Source organism: Mobiluncus mulieris ATCC 35243 (assembly GCF_000160615.1).
Taxonomy (GTDB): domain Bacteria; phylum Actinomycetota; class Actinomycetes; order Actinomycetales; family Actinomycetaceae; genus Mobiluncus; species Mobiluncus mulieris.
Map to the genome: position 1 here is coordinate 1,047,476 of NZ_GG668518.1, position 18,275 is coordinate 1,065,750.

Genomic DNA, 18,275 nt, shown 5'->3' on the forward strand with positions numbered 1-18,275 from the left:
GGGTGGAAGCATGGAATCTGATAACAAGCTTGAACGCAAAATTAAACGTATTGATGGTGTTGTACGAAGCTTTGAACACGCCGGAGTTTTTGGTCTGGTTCTGCTGATTTCCATGTTGTTCATGCTGTTATTAATATATAGGGGTGCGGGAATCTTTGCTTTCTTGCTGTTTTTTCCACTATTTCTTATCGTTCCTGCGATTGTTCTTTTCGTATTACGCAAACAGCGACCAGTTCAGTTCGTTTTTGCAGTCACGTTACTGCCTGCACTTTGCTATCTAGTGATATCAGCCAACCAAATTATAGCTCCTTGGATTTTTTTTGGTTCTTTAGAATCTGCGTTCTCAGAATTTAGATTCAATATTTTCACTGAATACCCATTCTTAGGTATTCATGCTGCTATATTTTGGTTGGGCTACATGCTTAAGTTTATAAAACGAAAGCACGTAGCCCAACCAGAACAAGATGCGGCAGCTACTAGTAAATGAAAGCAGCCAACTCTCCACAAGCAGCTTCGATAATCTCTTCCGGCACATTTCCAGAGAGAACTGGTCGAATAATACCTCCTGGCAGGTTAGTCATGATGGTATGGAATTTCTGCGCAGCATCATTCTTGTTCTTTGCTCCTATGCTTTCCGCGATTCGTCTGAATCTACCACTCATTAGGGTAGAATTATTGTAGTATTCACGCAGGGTTTGTGAGAGTAGGTGTGGGTTGTTATCTGCGCCGTTTTCGAGTGTCTGCCCGATTAAGATGGCATCTCCGTCGCAGCACAAATCATCGCGGTTACAGCTATTACCTACGGATTCCCAGTTTCCTTCGTCGTTTTTCTTGTCAAGGGTTAATCCTTTTAGCCCAGACTGGTTGCTGCTAGGTGTGCCAGGTCAACGGCTTCACCCGTCTTGTCAGTCATAGACTGCCGCCACGCTCCGATATAGCGGTCTAGCGCTGAAAATCTTCGAAGCGACAGGGTCATACACCAAGCACACCGCAACACCTAGCACGTTTCTGAGAAATGTCAAGAATAGTCACGATTTAAGCTAAAAAAGCTAACCAACCCCGACTTTACGTTGCGATACCAACCGAAAACCCCAAAATAAGACACATAATTCGGTTATTAACCCGTAATTAGTCCTGAAATTGTCATGCTATAGGAGAAGGAGGTGTAGAGCAGGTACATGTCGGCTGCGTCCAATTTTTGGGGTATTTACACACTCTGTTGTACCGCCTAGCGTTGTAGTTGTGGTCAGGGCGGCCACGAACTAAACCGAAAGAGGTATCAACGACGAAAAGAATCGCAGAAATCATCTCTGGAGCCGCTGCTGCAGTACTACTGCTCGTCTCAGGAGGGATTGCAAGCTCTTGGGCAGCGGGAGACGGTGCCTGGATGGACGAAGTAACTGGTGGCCCGAGCATTTACCGAACACAGCAATACTACGACTCAAAACAGCTAACCCCATGGACAACAAACTTGACAGGAAAAATTACACGAATAAATGTCCGCGCAACCATAACTAATCCACCTAGGGTTGGACAAGGCCTTGCGGCTGGCCTATGCCCTGTTGGGTATTCGGAGTACCACTGTGCCGATATAACAAATATAGTGTACGGAGCGAGCGCAAACGGAGACGTTTACGATTTTGCTGGCTACCCAGCAGCAACTTCCTTCTACTTCAAGTGGGGTATTCCTGACAGTCGAAACCAACCGGTGTTTCCCGTAACCATAATTTCAAAACAGTCCATTAATGTGTTCTACGAATAAAGGAGGTCTATGTGATACGAGTAGACTCATTTCACTCAACCACGACGGGCATTACGCCTAGTCTAAAATCTATGCAACAGTATGGATTTGAGAGTGTAAACAGCAACACAAACACTGCCAAGAAGTTTGCAATCCCAGGGAAAAAGGTTGATGTAACCTACATGCTAAAGAAGCTGGAGGAACGCGGCTTAATTTCTACCGAAGAACGCAAACATCTAGAAAGAGATGTTCGTAATCGTAATCAGATTGTAGACAAAATATCTGATTTAAAAGGGCCTGGCTTAGCTCTTAATGCAGCGTACAAAATGAGAGACGGCGTTTTACTTCCAAATGGAATATTAACGTTAACGGACGATCCTCGCAAGGTACAAAGATTATCTCAGCTAACAGCAAATGAGGTTAAAATCATTGAAACAGCTGAAGGGTCAGATATGGGAATAGGCCAGGTAGGGATGCTTGCAACTACAGTGTCGATTTCAAAAGAACAGGGTATAATCAGTGGCGAATTGGGATTGAAAGATTTCAGCATGCTCAAATCCTGGTTTGAACACAATGGCAAGCCCGGTACAACTGAATTAATTGAAAGTCAGCAGATGCTAAAGAGACTCTACGATGAGTTATCGGACAGAAGCAGGGATATTTAGCTTTCAATAATTGGGTTGGTTCGTATTTTCTTAAATGCGAACCAACCCAGACTTTTATTCCAAAAAGAACAGCTAATCGACAGCTGTAGCCGCCTACTAGGAGCCGGTGACTTCAGAAACCAACTACACCCTTAAAAGCGAAGAGCCCGTTAACTGGAATTAATAAATAAACGGTCATAATTATTCCACCACAGATTAGTAATACAATCGGCAACTTAATTCATTCCTGTTTCACTATCTTGCTGAGATGCTGTGTTATTCATACCGAGGCGAATCATCTCTAAAGTGAGCTGGCCACGACGTATATTAAGTTTCTTCAAAATTCTTTTTATATAAGTAGTAACGGTGTGAAGAGAAAGACCAGTAGCCTTGGCTATTTCTTTGTTACTGCGAGCCTCACCTATCAAATTAACGATAATACGCAAATGCTCCGGGAGAGCCTCAATTTTAGCCTTCAATTCCTGGTCACCGTTCTCAGGATTAGCGGAAACAAAGTAATCCATAACTAGAGATAGCGGTTTTTCGTCTAATATTTTACCACCCCGAAAAACCCGCTGGATGGCCGCTCCAATCTCGCGGAAATCAGTTTCTTTAGTCAGAAAGCCTCTAGCCCCAGCTGCCAAGGACTGTCTAAGCATGTCAGGTCTTTCAAAGGCTGTCAGCATCAGGATTTTCTCATCCGGATTGAGCTCTAGGGCAGACTTCGTAACCTCGATACCCCCCATACTCGGCATAGTTACATCCAACAGCACTACATCGTGGTCAATGGTTTCAATTAGACGCATGGCCTCGTCACCATCGCTAGCTTGTCCCACGATTTCAATGTTTTTCAGCCGATTCAACAAATCCGTCATTCCACGCAGATAGACAGCGTCGTCATCGGCGAAAATCACGCGAATCACACAGTCCTGGTCGCCCATGATATTTCCTCGAGTTTAATGGCATTTCAACGCGCGGCATCACAGGTCAAAAGAGAACTCATTTAGTTCTGCTTCCCGACCGTGTTCTGCTACGTTACGTATAAATTTAACATAATCTCTAGGTCAAAATAGTTTCAAAACGTATCCCAAAAGTAGGGTATTCACAAACTCCCTGGTCGGATGCACCTTGATGCTCAATCTCACGGTTTCAGTTGGTAAGGTAGAGGCGTGTACAAGTTCTTTTTCCGCCATGTCCTGGTGCACCTCGATCCGGAGTGGGTACACCTGCGTGCCATTGATTGTTTAGAGCTAGCCGGGAAGTTTCCCGCAGTGCGCCGTTTCGTCTCGCACCTCATGAAACGACCCGAAAAACACTTCACCTGGCCACTAGACTCTAGCGGGCGGAAAACTTTCGGGCCACTCGGCCTGGCCGCCGGGATGGACAAGGAAGCCCGCGCCGTACCCATGTGGGATGCCCTCGGTTTCGGTTTCGTCGAAATCGGCACCATCACTCCCCTGGCGCAACCCGGCAATGAGCGTCCCCGCCTGTGGCGGATGCCCGCCGAGCGCGCCTTGCGCAATGCGATGGGCTTCAATAATGAAGGTGCCCGCGAGGCCGCGCGACGACTGCGCCGGTTGCGTGCCCATTACGGCGATTCCCTGATTATCGGGGCAAACATTGGGAAAAACAAAGTCACCCCACCCGAGAAAGCCCCCAGCGACTATCGCAAAGTCACCCGTAGCCTGGCCAAGCTGGTGGATTTCTTGGTAATCAACGTGTCCTCGCCGAACACACCGGGGTTGCGTGACCTTCAAGCCGTGTCCTCGCTAGAGCCGATTATCCAAGCCGTGCAGACTGAACTGACTGAACAAAATCTGGCGCAGTTGCCGGTGTTCGTGAAAATCGCCCCAGATTTAGCCAACGACGATATCGTGGCGGTCGCGAAACTCGCCGAACAGAGCAATCTCGCGGGGGTGGTCGCCACGAACACCACCATCCAGCACGACTTGGGACGGGGCGGAGTTTCCGGGGAACCCCTACGTGAGCGCGCCTTGGAAGTCGTGACTTTGCTGCGCAAGCACCTGTCCCCAAAGAAGACCATTATCGGGGTGGGGGGTATCACTACCGCCGCCGATGCCCAGGCGATGCTAGACGCGGGGGCGAATCTGGTCGAAGGGCTTTCCGCTTTCATCTATGAAGGACCAGGGTGGGCGGCGCGGTTAAACCGACAGCTCGCTTCTGCGGCTCATTCATGAGGTGCTAGCCTCATTTTTGGCATACCCGGAACCGTCCCAACCCCGTCCGGCGCATAGCGCCAGTCGCAATCAGTCCCACCAGAAACGCCAGTAGGTCTGGTCACTGTAATACGGGGAAATCTCGTCCGGAGCCTCCAGGGCATCCAGATTCAAGTTATCCAACGCCTTATAGACAGCGGCTTCGTCCGGGTTTTCCCCATCCAATCCCAAGACTTTCGGGGTGACATAAATCGCGTCACTGCTGATTCTTTCGTCGAAACGCTGCGGGCCAATCAGGTAGCCACCAAAAAGGACTTCACCGGAATGTTCAGCCGTAAGCCTCAAAACATAGTCCAGACTCGGCCCGTAGTTTTGCCGGTCAGCCAAGGCCGTCTCCGGCAGACGTGCCAGCAGTTTTGCAGCCAACCAGGCATCGCCACCGTCATAGGGCAGATAGTCAATCATTTGCTCCGGTTTCACTCCTGGGAATTCCGTCACCATATCCATCCAGCCCCAGTCGGAGTACTGCAAAGTCAGCGAAGCCACGCCGCTGAGCACCGACCAGCCACGTGAACCATAGATGCCGTCTTCGTGGTGCTCCAGGCCAATCAACTCGCCCAAGTTATTCAATACGATCGTGCGCGCCATCAGGCAACGCTCACAATCACAAGTAACTTCATGATGCAAAGGTGCCTCGAAACGGTGTTTCTTCAAGCCTTCCAAGGCCTCTAATACTGGTGTGGTCATCGGTTTTCCTTTCTGAACTAAAATCATCCCAACTGCTTTCCATTGTTTTCTAAACCCCGCCACCAGGCACCCGACAGATTTTTACCCTGTGAATAAGCCGTCTTTTCATGTCCCTGTGGAAAACCCACAAAACTCCGGGCGACCTTGCACAACTTGGCAAATCCCGAAATTTTAACGACAATTTAACCGTGCTGATTCCCCTCGAAAACCTCTCGGAATACCCCGAACTCCTGGGCGACTATACGAACCTCAAGGACGTGAATCTGCGCCGCAGCTTCGAGGCGGAACATGGCCTGTTTTTGGCGGAATCAAACGAGGTCATTATGCGGGTGTTGCGCGCGGGATACCGGCCACGATCCCTGTTAGTGACCCCGCATTGGTTGGAAATCTTGGCTCCGGTTTTGGCTAGCACCTCATGCACCCACGGCGACCCGGAGGGCGGGCCGATACCGGTGTTTGTCGCCACGGAAGCCGTGTTGGAACAACTCGTGGGGTTCCAGCTGCATCGCGGGGCGATTGCTTCGATGGAGCGCCCGGCACTGCCCGACCCCGCAGCGATTCTGGCGCAGTCGCGGCGGGTCTTGGTGCTAGAGGACCTGGTGGATCACACGAATGTGGGAGCGGCAGTGCGTTCGGCGGCAGCCTGTAACTACGACGCGATTCTGGTCACGCCTTCGTGTGCCGATCCGTTGTATCGCCGGGCGGTGCGGGTGTCTATGGGGACGATTTTTCAAGTGCCGTGGACGCGGCTGAAACGCTGGCCGGATGCGGATTTGTTTCACGCGGCGGGATTCGAGCTTGCGGCCTTGGCCTTGCGCGACGATGCCGTTGACCTGCGTGATTATGCCCGGAAACTGGCCGGTGATTCGACCCGAAAGGTCGCGTTGGTGGCCGGGGCGGAACGGGACGGGTTGAAACGTTCCACTGTGGCTAAGGCTGATTACGTGGTGCGCATTGAGATGGCTCACGGGGTGGATTCCCTGAACGTTGCGGGTGCGTGTGCGGTGGCCTGTTGGGCGACTGCACAGTAATCCCTGGTGTTCATGAGGCGCTGACTCCTCAAAATCCACCCACCAGATTTCCAGGCACTTCCAGATCATTGCCACTGCCCAAACGCAATCAAAGAGTGGAATACAACTGCGAACGCGCGAGTTTCAAACGGCGAGCCGCCTGAAACCTTAGCTGAAAATCCCGGATGACACCTCATGAACCTGACGAAACCAATACGCAACGAAGCCACCCCTAACGCACTACACATAGAATTGCACAGTGGAACAGACACAACCCTTCGATTCAATCGCGGAAGCCGGGGCAGCAGCGAGTGCGGTAACGGCAACAGGCAAGGCAGCATCCGGTGAAACTGAGGCCAGTGAGACTGAGACAATAGGCGGCACCGGAAAGGCTCCTAGCGGGTGGCAAGCAAAGCGGATTGGCTGGTTTAACGTTCGGGGGATTTTTTGGATTTCCCCGATAGCAGCGGGGGTGCTATGGGGACTGGCCGTGTTAGCCATGACCCAGGTGCAGGTGATAGTCCCCCAGTCCGCTGGGTTCAATTGGCGGGTTCATGATGGCTTGCTGCTGGTGATTTTGGGGTTGCCACTGCTGGCGCTGCTGGGAATAGTTATAACGGCGTTTCACCTCGCCGTGAGATTTCGCCGCGTATGGCTGAAAATTATTTCTGTTCTGGCTGGAGTGACACTGCTGGTATTTTTGTGCCTGGCCGCGTTCGCGGCGTTAATCGAATACGCTTTCCACGCTAGAGAACCCCAGGCCGCCGATATTTGCCCGACAGGGCACGTTTGCGAGTACACCAGCCCCTGGGATCCCAACGATGGCTTCGTACGGGTGTACCGCGAGAGCCTGCTATTGCGTTATTACGTAGACCGGCTCGACCCCTTCGGGAACCTGCTGACAGCAACCAACCATGAGCTAAAGGTCGCGGACTATCCACCGGCCTGCACCATAGAAAACACCAACTATGCGGTAGTAGTTATCGACAAGGCCGGACCAGCTAATCACAACATTCTGGCTCGCCCCCAAGACGGAATCTGGCAACAGGTCGCTGACCTACCAAACGGCGGCTACTGCGTAGCCTGTCGTTTCGATGCTACCTCTCGCACCCTGGTTCTCACCTTCCAAGACACCAATGGAAACCACACCGTCCAGACTATCCCTTATCCCGAACAGACCCCTTAGCTTCCAGATTGCCGGAATGCTCGCCAGCTAAGAACGCTGCGGATTGTGGGCAAGTTCACATTCCGGGAACAGCGGTGGCCATCCCGGATGGCACCTCATGAAAACGCGGTGAGGCGACGCAACGAAGCACCGCCGAGCACATGACGCATTACAATACGCGAGGTGCTGCCCCCCTGAAAGCCACACCCCGCCGCGAAGGCTGGGAAGGCGGTACCCCCATCACTATTGGCAACAAGGTGCGGCTGGGCGCGAATGTCCTGGTGCTACCCGGCGTGACGATTGGAGATAACACTGTCGTCGGGGCAGGTTCGGTGGTAACGCGCAACCTGCCGGCCAATGTAATTGCGGTGGGTAACCCGGCGCGAGTTTATCGCGACCTACCCACGGACACATAAGCGCTTTTTAAGGTAATGCGCCAGGTAAAGTCGCAGTTCACGGGCTTACTCCAGGGCGACTTGTCAAGCGTTCTTGACACTATGTGTCCATTAACAGATTCTCAATCCAGGACAAAGTTTCTTCCCATCCCGCGACCACCTGGCAGGCCACCCCGGTGGACACCACGGGATAGTCATTGCCTTCCGGTACCAGCTGATCGCCCACAAACAGTGCCTGGGAAGCCTGCAATCCCGTCTGCGCCAGTAACGCGCGCATCCCATAGGCCTTGTCAACCCCCTGGGCAGTCACATCCACCGAAGTTGTTCCTCCGACTTGCACCGACAAATCCGGCAACTGCCGCTGCACCAAAACCGCCAAAGCGCGTTTCTTGGATCCATCCGGATCCCAAGCCGTCTTTGCTTCCAAGGGGGCACGTTGACCCAAGGCCGAGAAAGTAATCTGGGTTCCTCGGTCTTCGATGATTTCCCCCCAAGGATTCGCTTCCCATAACCTCAGTTCCCGGGCGGCCGCCTCCAAGGTGCGAACAGCCGCCGCCCGCTGGGCATCACTGAGGGCTTCGACATACAGCGCCTGAGGTTGCCCATCATTATCCAGGCGATAGTACTGGGTGCCACAAGTCGGCAACAGGTGCAAATTCCCGGCGACCTCCCCCAATTTCAGGCCAGACAACAACTGTGTTTGAAACTGGGACAGCAGCCCGCCACTCATGACCCCCACCGAAAAACGCGACAAGAGACGTTCCAAAGACCGCGCCATCGCCGGAACTATCGGGGACTTAGAAGGCGCCAGGGTACCATCCAAATCGAAGGCCACCAGGCGTAGCTGTGACACATCCACCGACCCGAAACTACATTCCATCACTCCAGTTTAGCCCATGCCCCGGGAATCTTTTCACCCGGCTTCATCCCAGGTTTGGCAAATTACTGTCCCCGCCCGGAGGCAAATACGGGAGGCGGGTCGCGCCCAAGATTTCGCGGGCAAAAGCTATAAGCCCGAGGATTAATATGAGACAAGCGGGAATCAGCGAGGAATCAGCGAGGAATCAACCGAGGAAAATAACAGCGGGAGGAAACTTCAAGGGGCAGACAGAGATCAGACCGTAAACTGTGCCACCCGGGCGTTCAAAGCCGCCACATCCCCAGCCAAAAGGGACATGCGCTCTTGGAAACGCGAGGATTCCGCGTGGGATTCCTCTACCAACGCAGATAAATCACTGGCCTGTGCCGCGACCTCCGCCGCCACATCCCGCACCGTCGAGATCCCCTCGTCACTGCGCCCCAAGGATTCTTCTTGGGAGGACAATGCCGCGCTCGCCTCTGACTGCCCCGAACTTAACGTTTGCATCTGGGTGTTCAATTCGGCGATTTTTAACACGCTTTCACCGGCTTGTTTTTGCAAATCCGCGACCTGAGTCAGAACTTCCTCGGTGGTTTCCGCCGTCTGGGAAGCCAAGTCTTTGGCCTGGTCAGCCACCACTTTAAAGCCTTTAACCGCCGACCCGGAACGTGCGGCTTCAATCGTGGCATTCAAAGCCAGCATATTAGTTTCCCCAGAGATCAATCTAATGCCTTCCATCAGATTGTAAATCTTGTCCACCGCGTCCTTCAGTTCCGCAACCGCTGTGTTCAAATCCCCCGCCGCCGTTAGACCTTCCGCACGCAACTGGGCGTTGCCCGCCGCAATTCCCGAAAGCTTCGCGATGTCTCCCGCGACAGCGGTACCGTTTTCAGTCAGGGACTCCGTCATTGAATTCAGGTTCACACTCGTAGCTGACAAAGTCCGAGTGGACTCAAAGACACTCTCGTTTTCGGCCTGAATAATGGTGGTTTCTCGATTGGCTTGGTGGGCAAAATCCTCGATGTGCCCCACCCCGTCGCGCAACTGCCCCACCAGATATTGCAAGGCATCCATCGCCTCGTTGACGGACTGAGACAGCGACCCGATTTCGTCGTAAGAAAACACCTTGGCTCTTTGAGTCAAAACCCCGGCCGCCGAGGCTTCGAGAACCCGAGACACCGCCGCCACCGCACGTTGAATGCGAGCGCGCATCACGAAACCGATAACAGTGCCGACGACAGCTAAAACCACCATCACTGCCACTTGTTCCCACAGTTGGTTGACAATCGCTTGTTTTTGCGCCTCGGGATCGGTAACGGATCCCAATCCTGCCAAGCCAAGCAGCAATAAGACAATCATCAACACCGAAAACCCATAGCTAAGATAGGCCGTGAGCTTGAACTGTCCAGTGATACCGAGTTTCAGGCTTTTCATGGCTCAATCCCCCGGTATCCGGTAGCGTCTTCGGTAATGCCCGGCGTTGCCGACATGATACCCGACTGCAAGCACAGCGTATCAATCAGGGTGTGAACCGCTTCGATGTCCTGGTTCATATCCGTAACCTCGTCGGTGAGGTTTTTCAGGCTGGCTGCAATGGATTGGGACGCCGCTGTGATACTAGTGATTTCGCCAGCCAAGGTTTCTGATTCGGAAAAAGCCTGGGCACAAGACTGTTCCATCGCGCACACTATCGCAGCTTGGTCGGTGATAGCCTGGCTGGATTCATCTTGGGAAGAGTTAATAATCGACAACTTTTCGTTGACGGTCTGGGTAGCCCCCACCGCGTGGTCGCATCGTGTCTGAATCTCGGCGGAAGCCTCGGTGACAGCAGTCGCCGAGACACTGGTTTGCACCGCCAGTTCCTTGATTTTCCCGGCCACCACCGCGAATCCGGCACCAGTTTCCCCCGCTTTGGCCGATTCAATAGTAGCGTTGAGAGCCAGCAAACTGGTACGTTCCGCGATATCCGCAATCTTTTCAACGGCCTGGACGATTTCCCCGGATTCGCGCTGAAATTCGGTAATCATCGCCGAGATTATTTCCACTTCCATAATTTCGCCGCGCCCAACCTCTAAGGCCTTATTGGCATAAGCCGCAATGTCACGCCGAGATTGCGAAATATCCCCCGCGACCTCGGTAAGCCGTTTCGTGACGCGGCTGAGCTCTTGGGAGTGTTGGTTTACCTGGGTAGCTTTGGCATTGACTTGTTCCCCGGCAACGCTGAGCTTTTCCAGGGATTCACGCAGTTTTATTTCTTTGGCCGAGACTTCTCGGTAAACCTGGCTGGTGTCGGTCAATAGCGCACTCAAGGCTTGGCGGGTCTGGTTCATCTCAGCGGCAAGGTCGGCCAGTTCGTCATTCGTTACTCCATGAGCCGCCACCGTGAAATCACCTTGCGCCATCATTCGCGCCGATTGCGCTACCGAGGCCGCCGCTGCGGTGATAGAGCGGGAAATAAAGCGAATCAGCCACCAAGATGTCACGCCACCCACAACCACCGCAGCTACCAGGCTAAGTATCACGGCTGTCCAGTTGACATCCAGGGTGGTTCCCCTATCGACCCGGGAGTACAGGCTCCACAAGACAGTTAAAGACACCAAGAACACCAATCCGGGAGTGAGCAGCACTCCAACCCCGCTGACAAGATTCTTGGCCAGCAGGTTAAACCGCAAGTTGTTTAAGCGCAGCTTTCCGGAAGTGTTTGACATAATTTAATTCTTACCAGGTTCCAGGTTTTCTTGCAGATATTTTACTACTTGTGTTGCTAAAATTCGGCCGAAACCGGGGACTTTACTGATATCTTCGGCGCTAGCGCGACGGATTTGACGCAAAGAGCCAAAGTGTTTCAACAAGGCTTTTTGTTTGACCGACCCCAATCCGGGAATCCCATCCAAAACCGAGCGAGTCATGGCTTGGCCGCGTTTCTTGCGATGCGCGGTAATGGCGAAGCGGTGTGATTCATCACGCAAATACTGCAGCAGGTACAGGGCGGTAGAGGTACGCGGGAAAATCACCGGGAAATCGGAGTCCACTGTCCAGACTTCCTCCAGGCGTTTCGCCAGTCCCACCACCGGGATATCCCAGACTCCCGCCGCATCCATCGCGGCACGCGCGGCATGAACTTGGGGCAGAGCCCCGTCCACCACCACCAGGTCAGGTCGATAGGAAAACCGCTTGGGTTCGCGGATTTCCCCGGAGGGGTCGCCGCTCAAGCCCTCGCCGGGATTGGGGTTGGCACCTCGTGAAGCCGCGTCACCAACGTCCCCCGCGACAGACGATTCCCCGACGTACCGCGCCGCCGGGTCGCCTCGATCGGTTACGGCGGGTTCGACTTCATGAGGTGCTGGCGTTTCTTCCTGGATAAGTCGCTCAAAACGCCGCCGCAATACTTCGTTCATGGCCTCGGTGTCATCGGCCGCCCCCTGACCCTGCGAACCTCGCACCGTGAATTTACGGTAAGCATTCTTGCGGGGGGCTCCGTCTTCGAACACCACCATCGAGCCAACCTGAAAAGTGCCCTGAGTATGCGAAATATCATAACACTCCACGCGTAGGGGCGGATCAATCCCCAAAGCCCTCCCCAGCTCGTTCAAAGCCAGGTTACGTTGCGTCAAATCACTGGCTCGTCGAGTCTTGTACAGCCGTAACCCGTCTACCGCGTTCAGTTCCACCCGCTCTACGGCCTCACGTTTCATCCCACGTTGGGGGCGACGAATCGTGACCTTAGACCCACGCAAACCCGACAACCACGCTTCCAGCGAGGCCGGGTCGGCGGGAATAACAGAAACCAGGATTTGTTTGGGGATATAGGTCGTGTCGAAATGCGCCACATCCGTCGCAGAGCTCGGTTCGCGCAACTGCGCTCCCCCACTTTGAGCCAGTTTCGCTGCAACTTGCCCATAGATTTGTTCCAAAGCGAAGCTCATCAGCTCCGAGGTATCCACGTCTTCTTCAATAGTGGAAATCCAGCCACGCTGACCGCGAATCCGTCCGGCTCGCACATAGAACACTTGCACCGAAACTTGCAGTTCATCGGCAGCCAGGGCGAATAAATCCGCATCCGTGTCCGTGTCCATCACCACCGCGTTCTTCTCTAAAACCTTGCGCAAAGCTTCGAGCTGGTCGCGTTTTTTGGCGGCTTCTTCGAAACGGAATGCCTTGGATTCCGCCCACATCTGGTTTTCGAGGTCACGCAGCAAGCCTGCTTCATGACCCGACATAAAGTCACAAACCCGATTAGCCAACTCGCGGTGTTCGGCGGCACTGATTCGCCCGATACACGGCGCGCTGCACCGGCCAATATAGCCTTTTAGGCACGCCCGCCCCGCCGCGCGTGCCCGCGCGAACACTCCGTCAGTACAGGTACGCACCGGAAACACGGTTTCCAACAAATCCGAGGTTTGGCGAATCGCCCACACGGCCGTGTAGGGGCCGAAATACCGCACTCCCCGTTGATGCGCCGAACGTAGCACTCCCATCCGGGGGAATTCCTGGTTCAGGGTAACCGCAAAATACGGATAGGACTTGTCGTCCTTGAACATAACGTTGAATTTGGGGTCGTATTCTTTAATCCAGGTATATTCCAGGGTCAAAGCCTCAACTTCGGAACCGACCACTACCCAGGAAACCGATTCGGCGGTGGCGACCATTTTTGCGGTACGCGGATGCAGTTTTGCAGGGTCAACAAAATACGAGGTCAAGCGGTTACGCAGATTTTTTGCCTTGCCAACATAGATAACCCGCCCGTGGGCATCACGCCAGCGGTACACCCCGGGTGCGGTGGGGATTTCGGCGGGTTTCGGGAAGTTTTCGGGGCGCATCAGCCGATACCCCGTTTCAAGCTATCAAAAAGCGCCGGGCGAGGCGCTGCAAATACTTGGATTTCCAAGTAAGCTTCGAGCATGAGCATTATTGACACTTATTCCGGTTCCCTGTCCGACTGTACTTCCCCCCTCATTCTAGGGGTTAGCGTGGATAAGGACGGCCACATAGCTGTTCCTACCTGTCCCGCCTTGCAGGATTTTGCCCGCTCTGCCGGAGTGAAAGGCAAGGCTGGCGAGGCCTGGCGCACCCCCACCCCGCATAATTTCCAGGCTCCTTTCGTGATTTTTGCTGGCCTGGGCGATTTATACGCCGATTGCGGCGCCACCGAGGTGCTGCGCGAAGCCGCAGGGGCAGCCACTCGCTTAGCCGAAGCCAAAGAAGTTGTTTTGTCACTGCCCGCCCGGAGCCGCGAAGAAACTGCCGCGATAGCCGAGGGTGCCTTGTTGGGCGGATATCGTTTCGATAAGTACTTGACCAAAAAGCCCCAGCGTCTGGAACGGATTTTGCTGCCTAGTGAAGCCCCCGCGCTAGATGCTTATACTCGCAATCGGGTAGAGGTTATCGCCAAGACCGTGGCCGATATTCGTGATTTGGTCAACACCTCTCCCTCCGCGCTCTATCCCGAGACACTGGCGAAGTGGATGGAAAGCGCCGCCAAAAACCTGCCGGTAAAGGTGAAAATCTGGAATTATGCGGCTTTGAAAGCCGAAGGTTTCGGCGGGATTGTCGCGGTGGGACGCGGCTCGAAGCGCAAACCAGTTTTGGTCAAAATGACCTATGAACCCGCCGAATACCGGGCACACATTGCTTTGGTGGGCAAGGGAATTACCTTTGATTCCGGTGGATACGCTTTGAAACCCCCCAGTTCCATGGTAACTATGAAGGCGGATATGACCGGGGCTGCCACCATGGGTAACACGGTTTTGGCGGCAGCGCGGCTGCAGCTGCCAGTGAAGGTCACGGCCTGGTTGACTTGTGCGGAAAATATGGTCAGCGGGGGTGCGACCCGTAATGATGACATTATCATTATGAAAGATGGCACCAGTGTTGAGGTTAACAATACTGATGCCGAAGGCCGCTTGGTTATGGCCGACGGCATCGCGATGGCACTGGCACAGAAACCGGATTTGCTGGTGGATATGGCGACCTTGACCGGAGCGCAGGTAGTGGCTTTAGGGTCGCGAACTGCCGGGGTGATGGGTTCCGCCAAGGATGAGTACTTCGCTGCCGCGAAGCGTGTTGGCGAGTTGGCGTGGCCGTGCCCCTTGCCGGAGCATCTGGCCGAGGATTTGAAGTCCGAGGTGGCGGATATGCGTAACTCAGGGACTAAACGCGAAGGCGGGATGCCTTTGGCCGGTTTGTTCTTGCGGCATTTCACCAAGGATGCCTACTGGGCGCATGTGGATATTGCGGGTCCTGGTTTCAACAGCGGTTCGGCCTGGGGATGCACCCCGAAAGGCGGCACCGGCTACGGGCTTCGCACCTTGGTGGATTTGTTGGAGAATTTCCGCAAGCCCTCTGCCTAGAGTTTCGGTGCATCACCCCACCCAGCTATGTCATAATATTGTTGAGGTAATCCCCTCGGCTACGTTTCGGTGGGGTTCATGAGGTGCCATCTAAAAACATGGGAGTTTACTTTGAGTGAAGATTTGTTTGACATTGTTGTTCTAGGCGGCGGTAACGGCGGATATGCTTGCGCTTTACGCGCCGCTAACCTGGGGATGGCCGTGGCCTTGGTAGAAGCCGATAAGCTCGGTGGCACCTGTCTGCACCGGGGATGTATCCCCACTAAAGCGCTGCTGCGAGCGGCGGAAGTAGCCGATACGGTTCGGGAAAGTACCGCATGGGGGGTAACCGCCACTTTTTCGGGTGTCGACATGCTGAAAGTTAAGGAGTTTCAGTCCGAGGTAATCGACAAGATGTACCGGGGTTTACAAGGCCTGGTTAAAGCCCGCCATGTCGAGCTGGTTTCGGGGCGCGGATACTTGACCAGTCCAGATACCATTACCGTAGGGGATCGGGTACTGCGCGGGAAACATATAGTGTTGGCTTCGGGTTCTTTCACCAAGAATCTGGGGATGCACTTGGGGACGCGGATTATTGGCTCGGAACATGCCTTGTTCCTCGACTATGTTCCTGGCTCCGTAGTTATTCTGGGCGGTGGAGTTATTGGGGTGGAGTTTGCCTCGCTATGGAAATCTTTCGGGGCAGATGTCACGATTATCGAGGCACTCCCCCACCTGGTTCCTAACGAAGACACGGATGTGTCCAAGGGCTTAGAAAAAGCCTTTAAATCACGCGGGATTAAGATTTTAACCAATACCCGTTTTGCGGCTGCCACGGAAGATGCCTCGGGCGTGAATGTCAGTACCGAGGATGGCCAGCAACTTCGAGCCGATTACCTGCTGGTGGCGATTGGACGCGCCCCCAACACTGCCGATATGGGATACGAGTCTCAAGGTATCTCCTTGAATCGCGGCTTCGTGACCACTAATGAACGGCTGCACACGGGAGTAGGCAACATTTATGCGGTAGGAGACATTGTGTCCGGCCCGCAACTAGCGCATCGAGCCATGATGCAGGGAATTTTCGTAGCCGAAGAAATCGCCGGCCTGCACCCCCAGGTTGTACCAGCTGATAATATCCCCCGGGTCACCTTCTGTGAACCAGAAATCGCCTCGGTAGGGCTCACAGAAGAAAAGGCCAAAGAAATTTACGGAGCCGAGAATATTGAAACCGCCAAATCTAACATGCTCGGCAATGCGAAGTCTCAAATGCTGCGTGCCACCGGTTTTGTGAAACTGGTGCAAGTAAAGGGCGGGTCGATTGTGGGATTCCACGCCTTGGGGCAGCGCATGGGTGAACAGATTGGCGAGGGACAGTTGATGGTGAACTGGGAAGCCGAGGCCACTGATTTGGCCTTCCTGACCCACGCCCACCCCACTCAAAACGAGATGATTGGCGAAGCTGCAATGGCTCTGGCCGGAAAACCGCTGCACGGCTAAGCCTGGCAAGGTATCTTAGAAATTAGAAAACCGATTCCAAAAGAGGGAAACCTAGATGTCTGAAATTGTTGCAATGCCGGTTTTAGGTGAATCTGTAACCGAAGGTACCGTTACTACCTGGTTAAAACAGGTTGGCGAAGTTGTCGCCCTCGATGAGCCTTTGTTGGAAGTTTCCACCGACAAAGTCGACACCGAGGTTCCCTCGCCGGTAGCCGGAGTGTTGTTGAAAATCCTGGTATCCGAAGACGAAACCGTAGACGTGGGCACCCCCTTGGCGGTGGTGGGCTCTGCCCTGGAGCTCGAAGCGGAACCTAGTGAACCAGCGGCTCCCGTCCCGGCTCCCACCGTCCCGAATCCCGAAATTCCTTCCACTGTCACCATAACCCCCGAAGGCAAGGCTTCGGTGGAGTGGTCTTATCCAAGTGTGCCACCGATACCTTCCAAAGCTGCGGAATCTCCGGTCGTATCGCCAGAAACCACCTCCCAGCCGGTGCAACCGGTGCTATCGCCGATACCACCGGTTACACCGGAACGTAGCACCACCCCCACCGACGCGACAGCACCGTCCACCCCGCCGGCTCCCCCAGTAGCTCCAGCCGTGGAACCGCCCCGCGATGCTAGCATCACCGGCGGGTATATCACCCCCATTGTGCGGAAACTCGCCGCCGAAAAAGGCGTGGATTTGAGCCAGGTTACCGGCACCGGCGTGGGGGGACGGATTCGTAAACAGGATGTCTTGGATGCGGCAGGCGTGTTCCCGCAGGATTCGACCAGACCAGCAACACCGCCCTTGACTCCCCCACCATTGCCGACTCCTCCGGTGATGACAGCGCCAGTTTTGCCCGCTGTGCCAGCAATTCCGCCAACATCTCATGAAGCCGCATCCCCATCGACACCGACGCCTCCGGTACCAACGATGTCCCCTGCAGTCTCGACACCACCCACGCCACCGGTGCCATCTACACCGTTGTTGCCGGCATCCCCGGCGACTCCGGTGGTTCCAGTGATTCCGACAGCTGCACCCCGCACCGCCACCGGAGAGCTTGATGTCGCCCGACTAGCACAACTCTTTGCGGAGGTCGCGGCCGCCTTCGACCAAAACAAAACCACTGTAGAACCAACCGAGACTCCTGTACCAGCGCCGATTCCTGCGGCAACCAAATCGGGCTCAGATTTCCCCTCCGCACAGCCGGTGTCGCACGCGGCTCCGCCGGCACCACCAGTGCCACCAATGCCTCCCGTGCCGCCGGCACCACCAGTACCGCCAATGCCACCCGTGCCACCAATGCCACCCGTGCCACCAATGCCACCGGCCGTGTCAACCACCCCGGCACCGCCCGCCGCGCCGCTGGCACCTACCGCGCCCCCGGCAGCTCCAGTCGTCCCGTTTGCCCCACCGGCAAGCTCGGCGGCTCCCACCCCGATAGAGCCGCCGAATGTCTCCGCGCCAAACGGGGAAGAAAATCCGATTGTGATGCCAGCTTTGGGTGAATCCGTTACCGAAGGCACCGTAACCACCTGGCTGAAACAAGTGGGCGACGCGGTGACAGTGGATGAACCCCTCTTGGAGGTCTCTACCGACAAGGTGGACACGGAAGTGCCCTCCCCTATCTCTGGAGTAATCAGCCAGATTTTGGTGAAAGAAGACGAAACAGTGGAAGTCGGTGCGATTTTGGCCTATGTTCGGTAACCGCTAGCCATCCTGGCT

Annotated in this window: 16 protein-coding genes; 9 read left to right on the top strand and 7 right to left on the bottom strand. The window is 54.5% G+C overall.

Going from position 1 to position 18,275, the window contains the following annotated elements:
* Positions 1–10: 10 nt before the first annotated feature.
* Positions 11–487 (top strand): hypothetical protein, encoded by a 477-nt coding sequence (locus HMPREF0577_RS04445; RefSeq protein WP_004012499.1) that lies wholly within the window; start codon positions 11–13, stop codon positions 485–487.
* Here HMPREF0577_RS04445 and HMPREF0577_RS04450 read toward each other — a convergent pair.
* Positions 477–662 carry a hypothetical protein gene (locus tag HMPREF0577_RS04450; protein ID WP_004012500.1) on the bottom strand — a complete coding sequence of 62 codons (186 nt, stop codon included), beginning with the start codon at positions 660–662 and terminating at the stop codon, positions 477–479. The two genes, HMPREF0577_RS04445 and HMPREF0577_RS04450, sit on opposite strands and share 11 nt — an antisense overlap.
* A 1,171-nt stretch (positions 663–1,833) precedes the next feature.
* On the opposite strand from HMPREF0577_RS04450, the gene HMPREF0577_RS04455 reads away from it, so the two are divergent.
* The gene (locus HMPREF0577_RS04455; protein WP_004012502.1) at positions 1,834–2,406 is read left to right on the top strand and encodes a hypothetical protein; all 573 of its coding nucleotides are present in this window, start codon (positions 1,834–1,836) and stop codon (positions 2,404–2,406) included.
* A gap of 215 nt (positions 2,407–2,621) precedes the next feature.
* Here HMPREF0577_RS04455 and HMPREF0577_RS04460 read toward each other — a convergent pair whose 3' ends face one another.
* Positions 2,622–3,326, bottom strand: coding sequence for a response regulator transcription factor (locus HMPREF0577_RS04460; RefSeq protein ID WP_004012503.1), 705 nt, complete (start codon positions 3,324–3,326; stop codon positions 2,622–2,624).
* A gap of 228 nt (positions 3,327–3,554) precedes the next feature.
* Between HMPREF0577_RS04460 and HMPREF0577_RS04465 the strand changes: the two genes are divergently transcribed.
* Positions 3,555–4,583, top strand: coding sequence for a quinone-dependent dihydroorotate dehydrogenase (locus HMPREF0577_RS04465; protein ID WP_004012505.1), 1,029 nt, complete (start codon positions 3,555–3,557; stop codon positions 4,581–4,583).
* A 69-nt stretch (positions 4,584–4,652) separates the two neighbouring features.
* On the opposite strand, the gene HMPREF0577_RS04470 is transcribed toward HMPREF0577_RS04465, so the two are convergent.
* Positions 4,653–5,309, bottom strand: a complete 657-nt coding sequence (locus HMPREF0577_RS04470; protein ID WP_248613687.1) for a hypothetical protein — start codon at positions 5,307–5,309, stop codon at positions 4,653–4,655.
* A gap of 107 nt (positions 5,310–5,416) precedes the next feature.
* Between HMPREF0577_RS04470 and HMPREF0577_RS04475 the strand changes: the two genes are divergently transcribed.
* The 3 genes from HMPREF0577_RS04475 to HMPREF0577_RS04485 all read left to right on the top strand — a co-directional run bounded on the left by HMPREF0577_RS04475 (position 5,417) and on the right by HMPREF0577_RS04485 (position 7,900).
* The gene (locus HMPREF0577_RS04475) at positions 5,417–6,340 is read left to right on the top strand and encodes a TrmH family RNA methyltransferase (protein ID WP_004012507.1); all 924 of its coding nucleotides are present in this window, start codon (positions 5,417–5,419) and stop codon (positions 6,338–6,340) included.
* 238 nt (positions 6,341–6,578) lie between these two features.
* Complete coding sequence (locus tag HMPREF0577_RS04480; protein WP_004012508.1) at positions 6,579–7,505, top strand: hypothetical protein; 927 nt, start codon at positions 6,579–6,581, stop codon at positions 7,503–7,505.
* A gap of 140 nt (positions 7,506–7,645) precedes the next feature.
* On the top strand, positions 7,646–7,900 hold the full coding sequence (locus HMPREF0577_RS04485; RefSeq protein WP_004012509.1) for a DapH/DapD/GlmU-related protein: 255 nt from the start codon (positions 7,646–7,648) through the stop codon (positions 7,898–7,900).
* A 79-nt stretch (positions 7,901–7,979) separates the two neighbouring features.
* On the opposite strand, the gene HMPREF0577_RS04490 is transcribed toward HMPREF0577_RS04485, so the two are convergent.
* From HMPREF0577_RS04490 to uvrC, 4 genes are all read right to left on the bottom strand, one after another.
* The gene (locus tag HMPREF0577_RS04490) at positions 7,980–8,759 is read right to left on the bottom strand and encodes an HAD-IIB family hydrolase (protein WP_004012510.1); all 780 of its coding nucleotides are present in this window, start codon (positions 8,757–8,759) and stop codon (positions 7,980–7,982) included.
* A 234-nt stretch (positions 8,760–8,993) separates the two neighbouring features.
* A complete protein-coding gene (locus HMPREF0577_RS04495) occupies positions 8,994–10,172 on the bottom strand; it encodes a methyl-accepting chemotaxis protein (RefSeq protein ID WP_004012512.1) in 1,179 nt (392 codons plus the stop codon).
* A complete protein-coding gene (locus HMPREF0577_RS04500; protein WP_004012514.1) occupies positions 10,169–11,446 on the bottom strand; it encodes a methyl-accepting chemotaxis protein in 1,278 nt (425 codons plus the stop codon). The genes HMPREF0577_RS04495 and HMPREF0577_RS04500 overlap by 4 nt, the downstream gene beginning before the upstream one ends.
* 3 nt (positions 11,447–11,449) lie before the next feature.
* The gene (gene uvrC / locus HMPREF0577_RS04505; RefSeq protein ID WP_004012515.1) at positions 11,450–13,558 is read right to left on the bottom strand and encodes an excinuclease ABC subunit UvrC; all 2,109 of its coding nucleotides are present in this window, start codon (positions 13,556–13,558) and stop codon (positions 11,450–11,452) included.
* Positions 13,559–13,639: 81 nt separating this feature from the next.
* Between uvrC and HMPREF0577_RS04510 the strand changes: the two genes are divergently transcribed.
* The 3 genes from HMPREF0577_RS04510 (at position 13,640) to HMPREF0577_RS10555 (ending at position 18,257) form a co-directional block, all read left to right on the top strand.
* Positions 13,640–15,088: a leucyl aminopeptidase gene (locus HMPREF0577_RS04510; protein ID WP_004012517.1), complete on the top strand. Its 1,449-nt coding sequence runs from the start codon at positions 13,640–13,642 to the stop codon at positions 15,086–15,088.
* Positions 15,089–15,166: 78 nt separating this feature from the next.
* Positions 15,167–16,567, top strand: coding sequence for a dihydrolipoyl dehydrogenase (lpdA, locus tag HMPREF0577_RS04515; RefSeq protein WP_004012518.1), 1,401 nt, complete (start codon positions 15,167–15,169; stop codon positions 16,565–16,567).
* A 55-nt stretch (positions 16,568–16,622) separates the two neighbouring features.
* Positions 16,623–18,257, top strand: a complete 1,635-nt coding sequence (locus tag HMPREF0577_RS10555) for a biotin/lipoyl-containing protein (RefSeq protein ID WP_050756878.1) — start codon at positions 16,623–16,625, stop codon at positions 18,255–18,257.
* Positions 18,258–18,275: the final 18 nt, after the last annotated feature.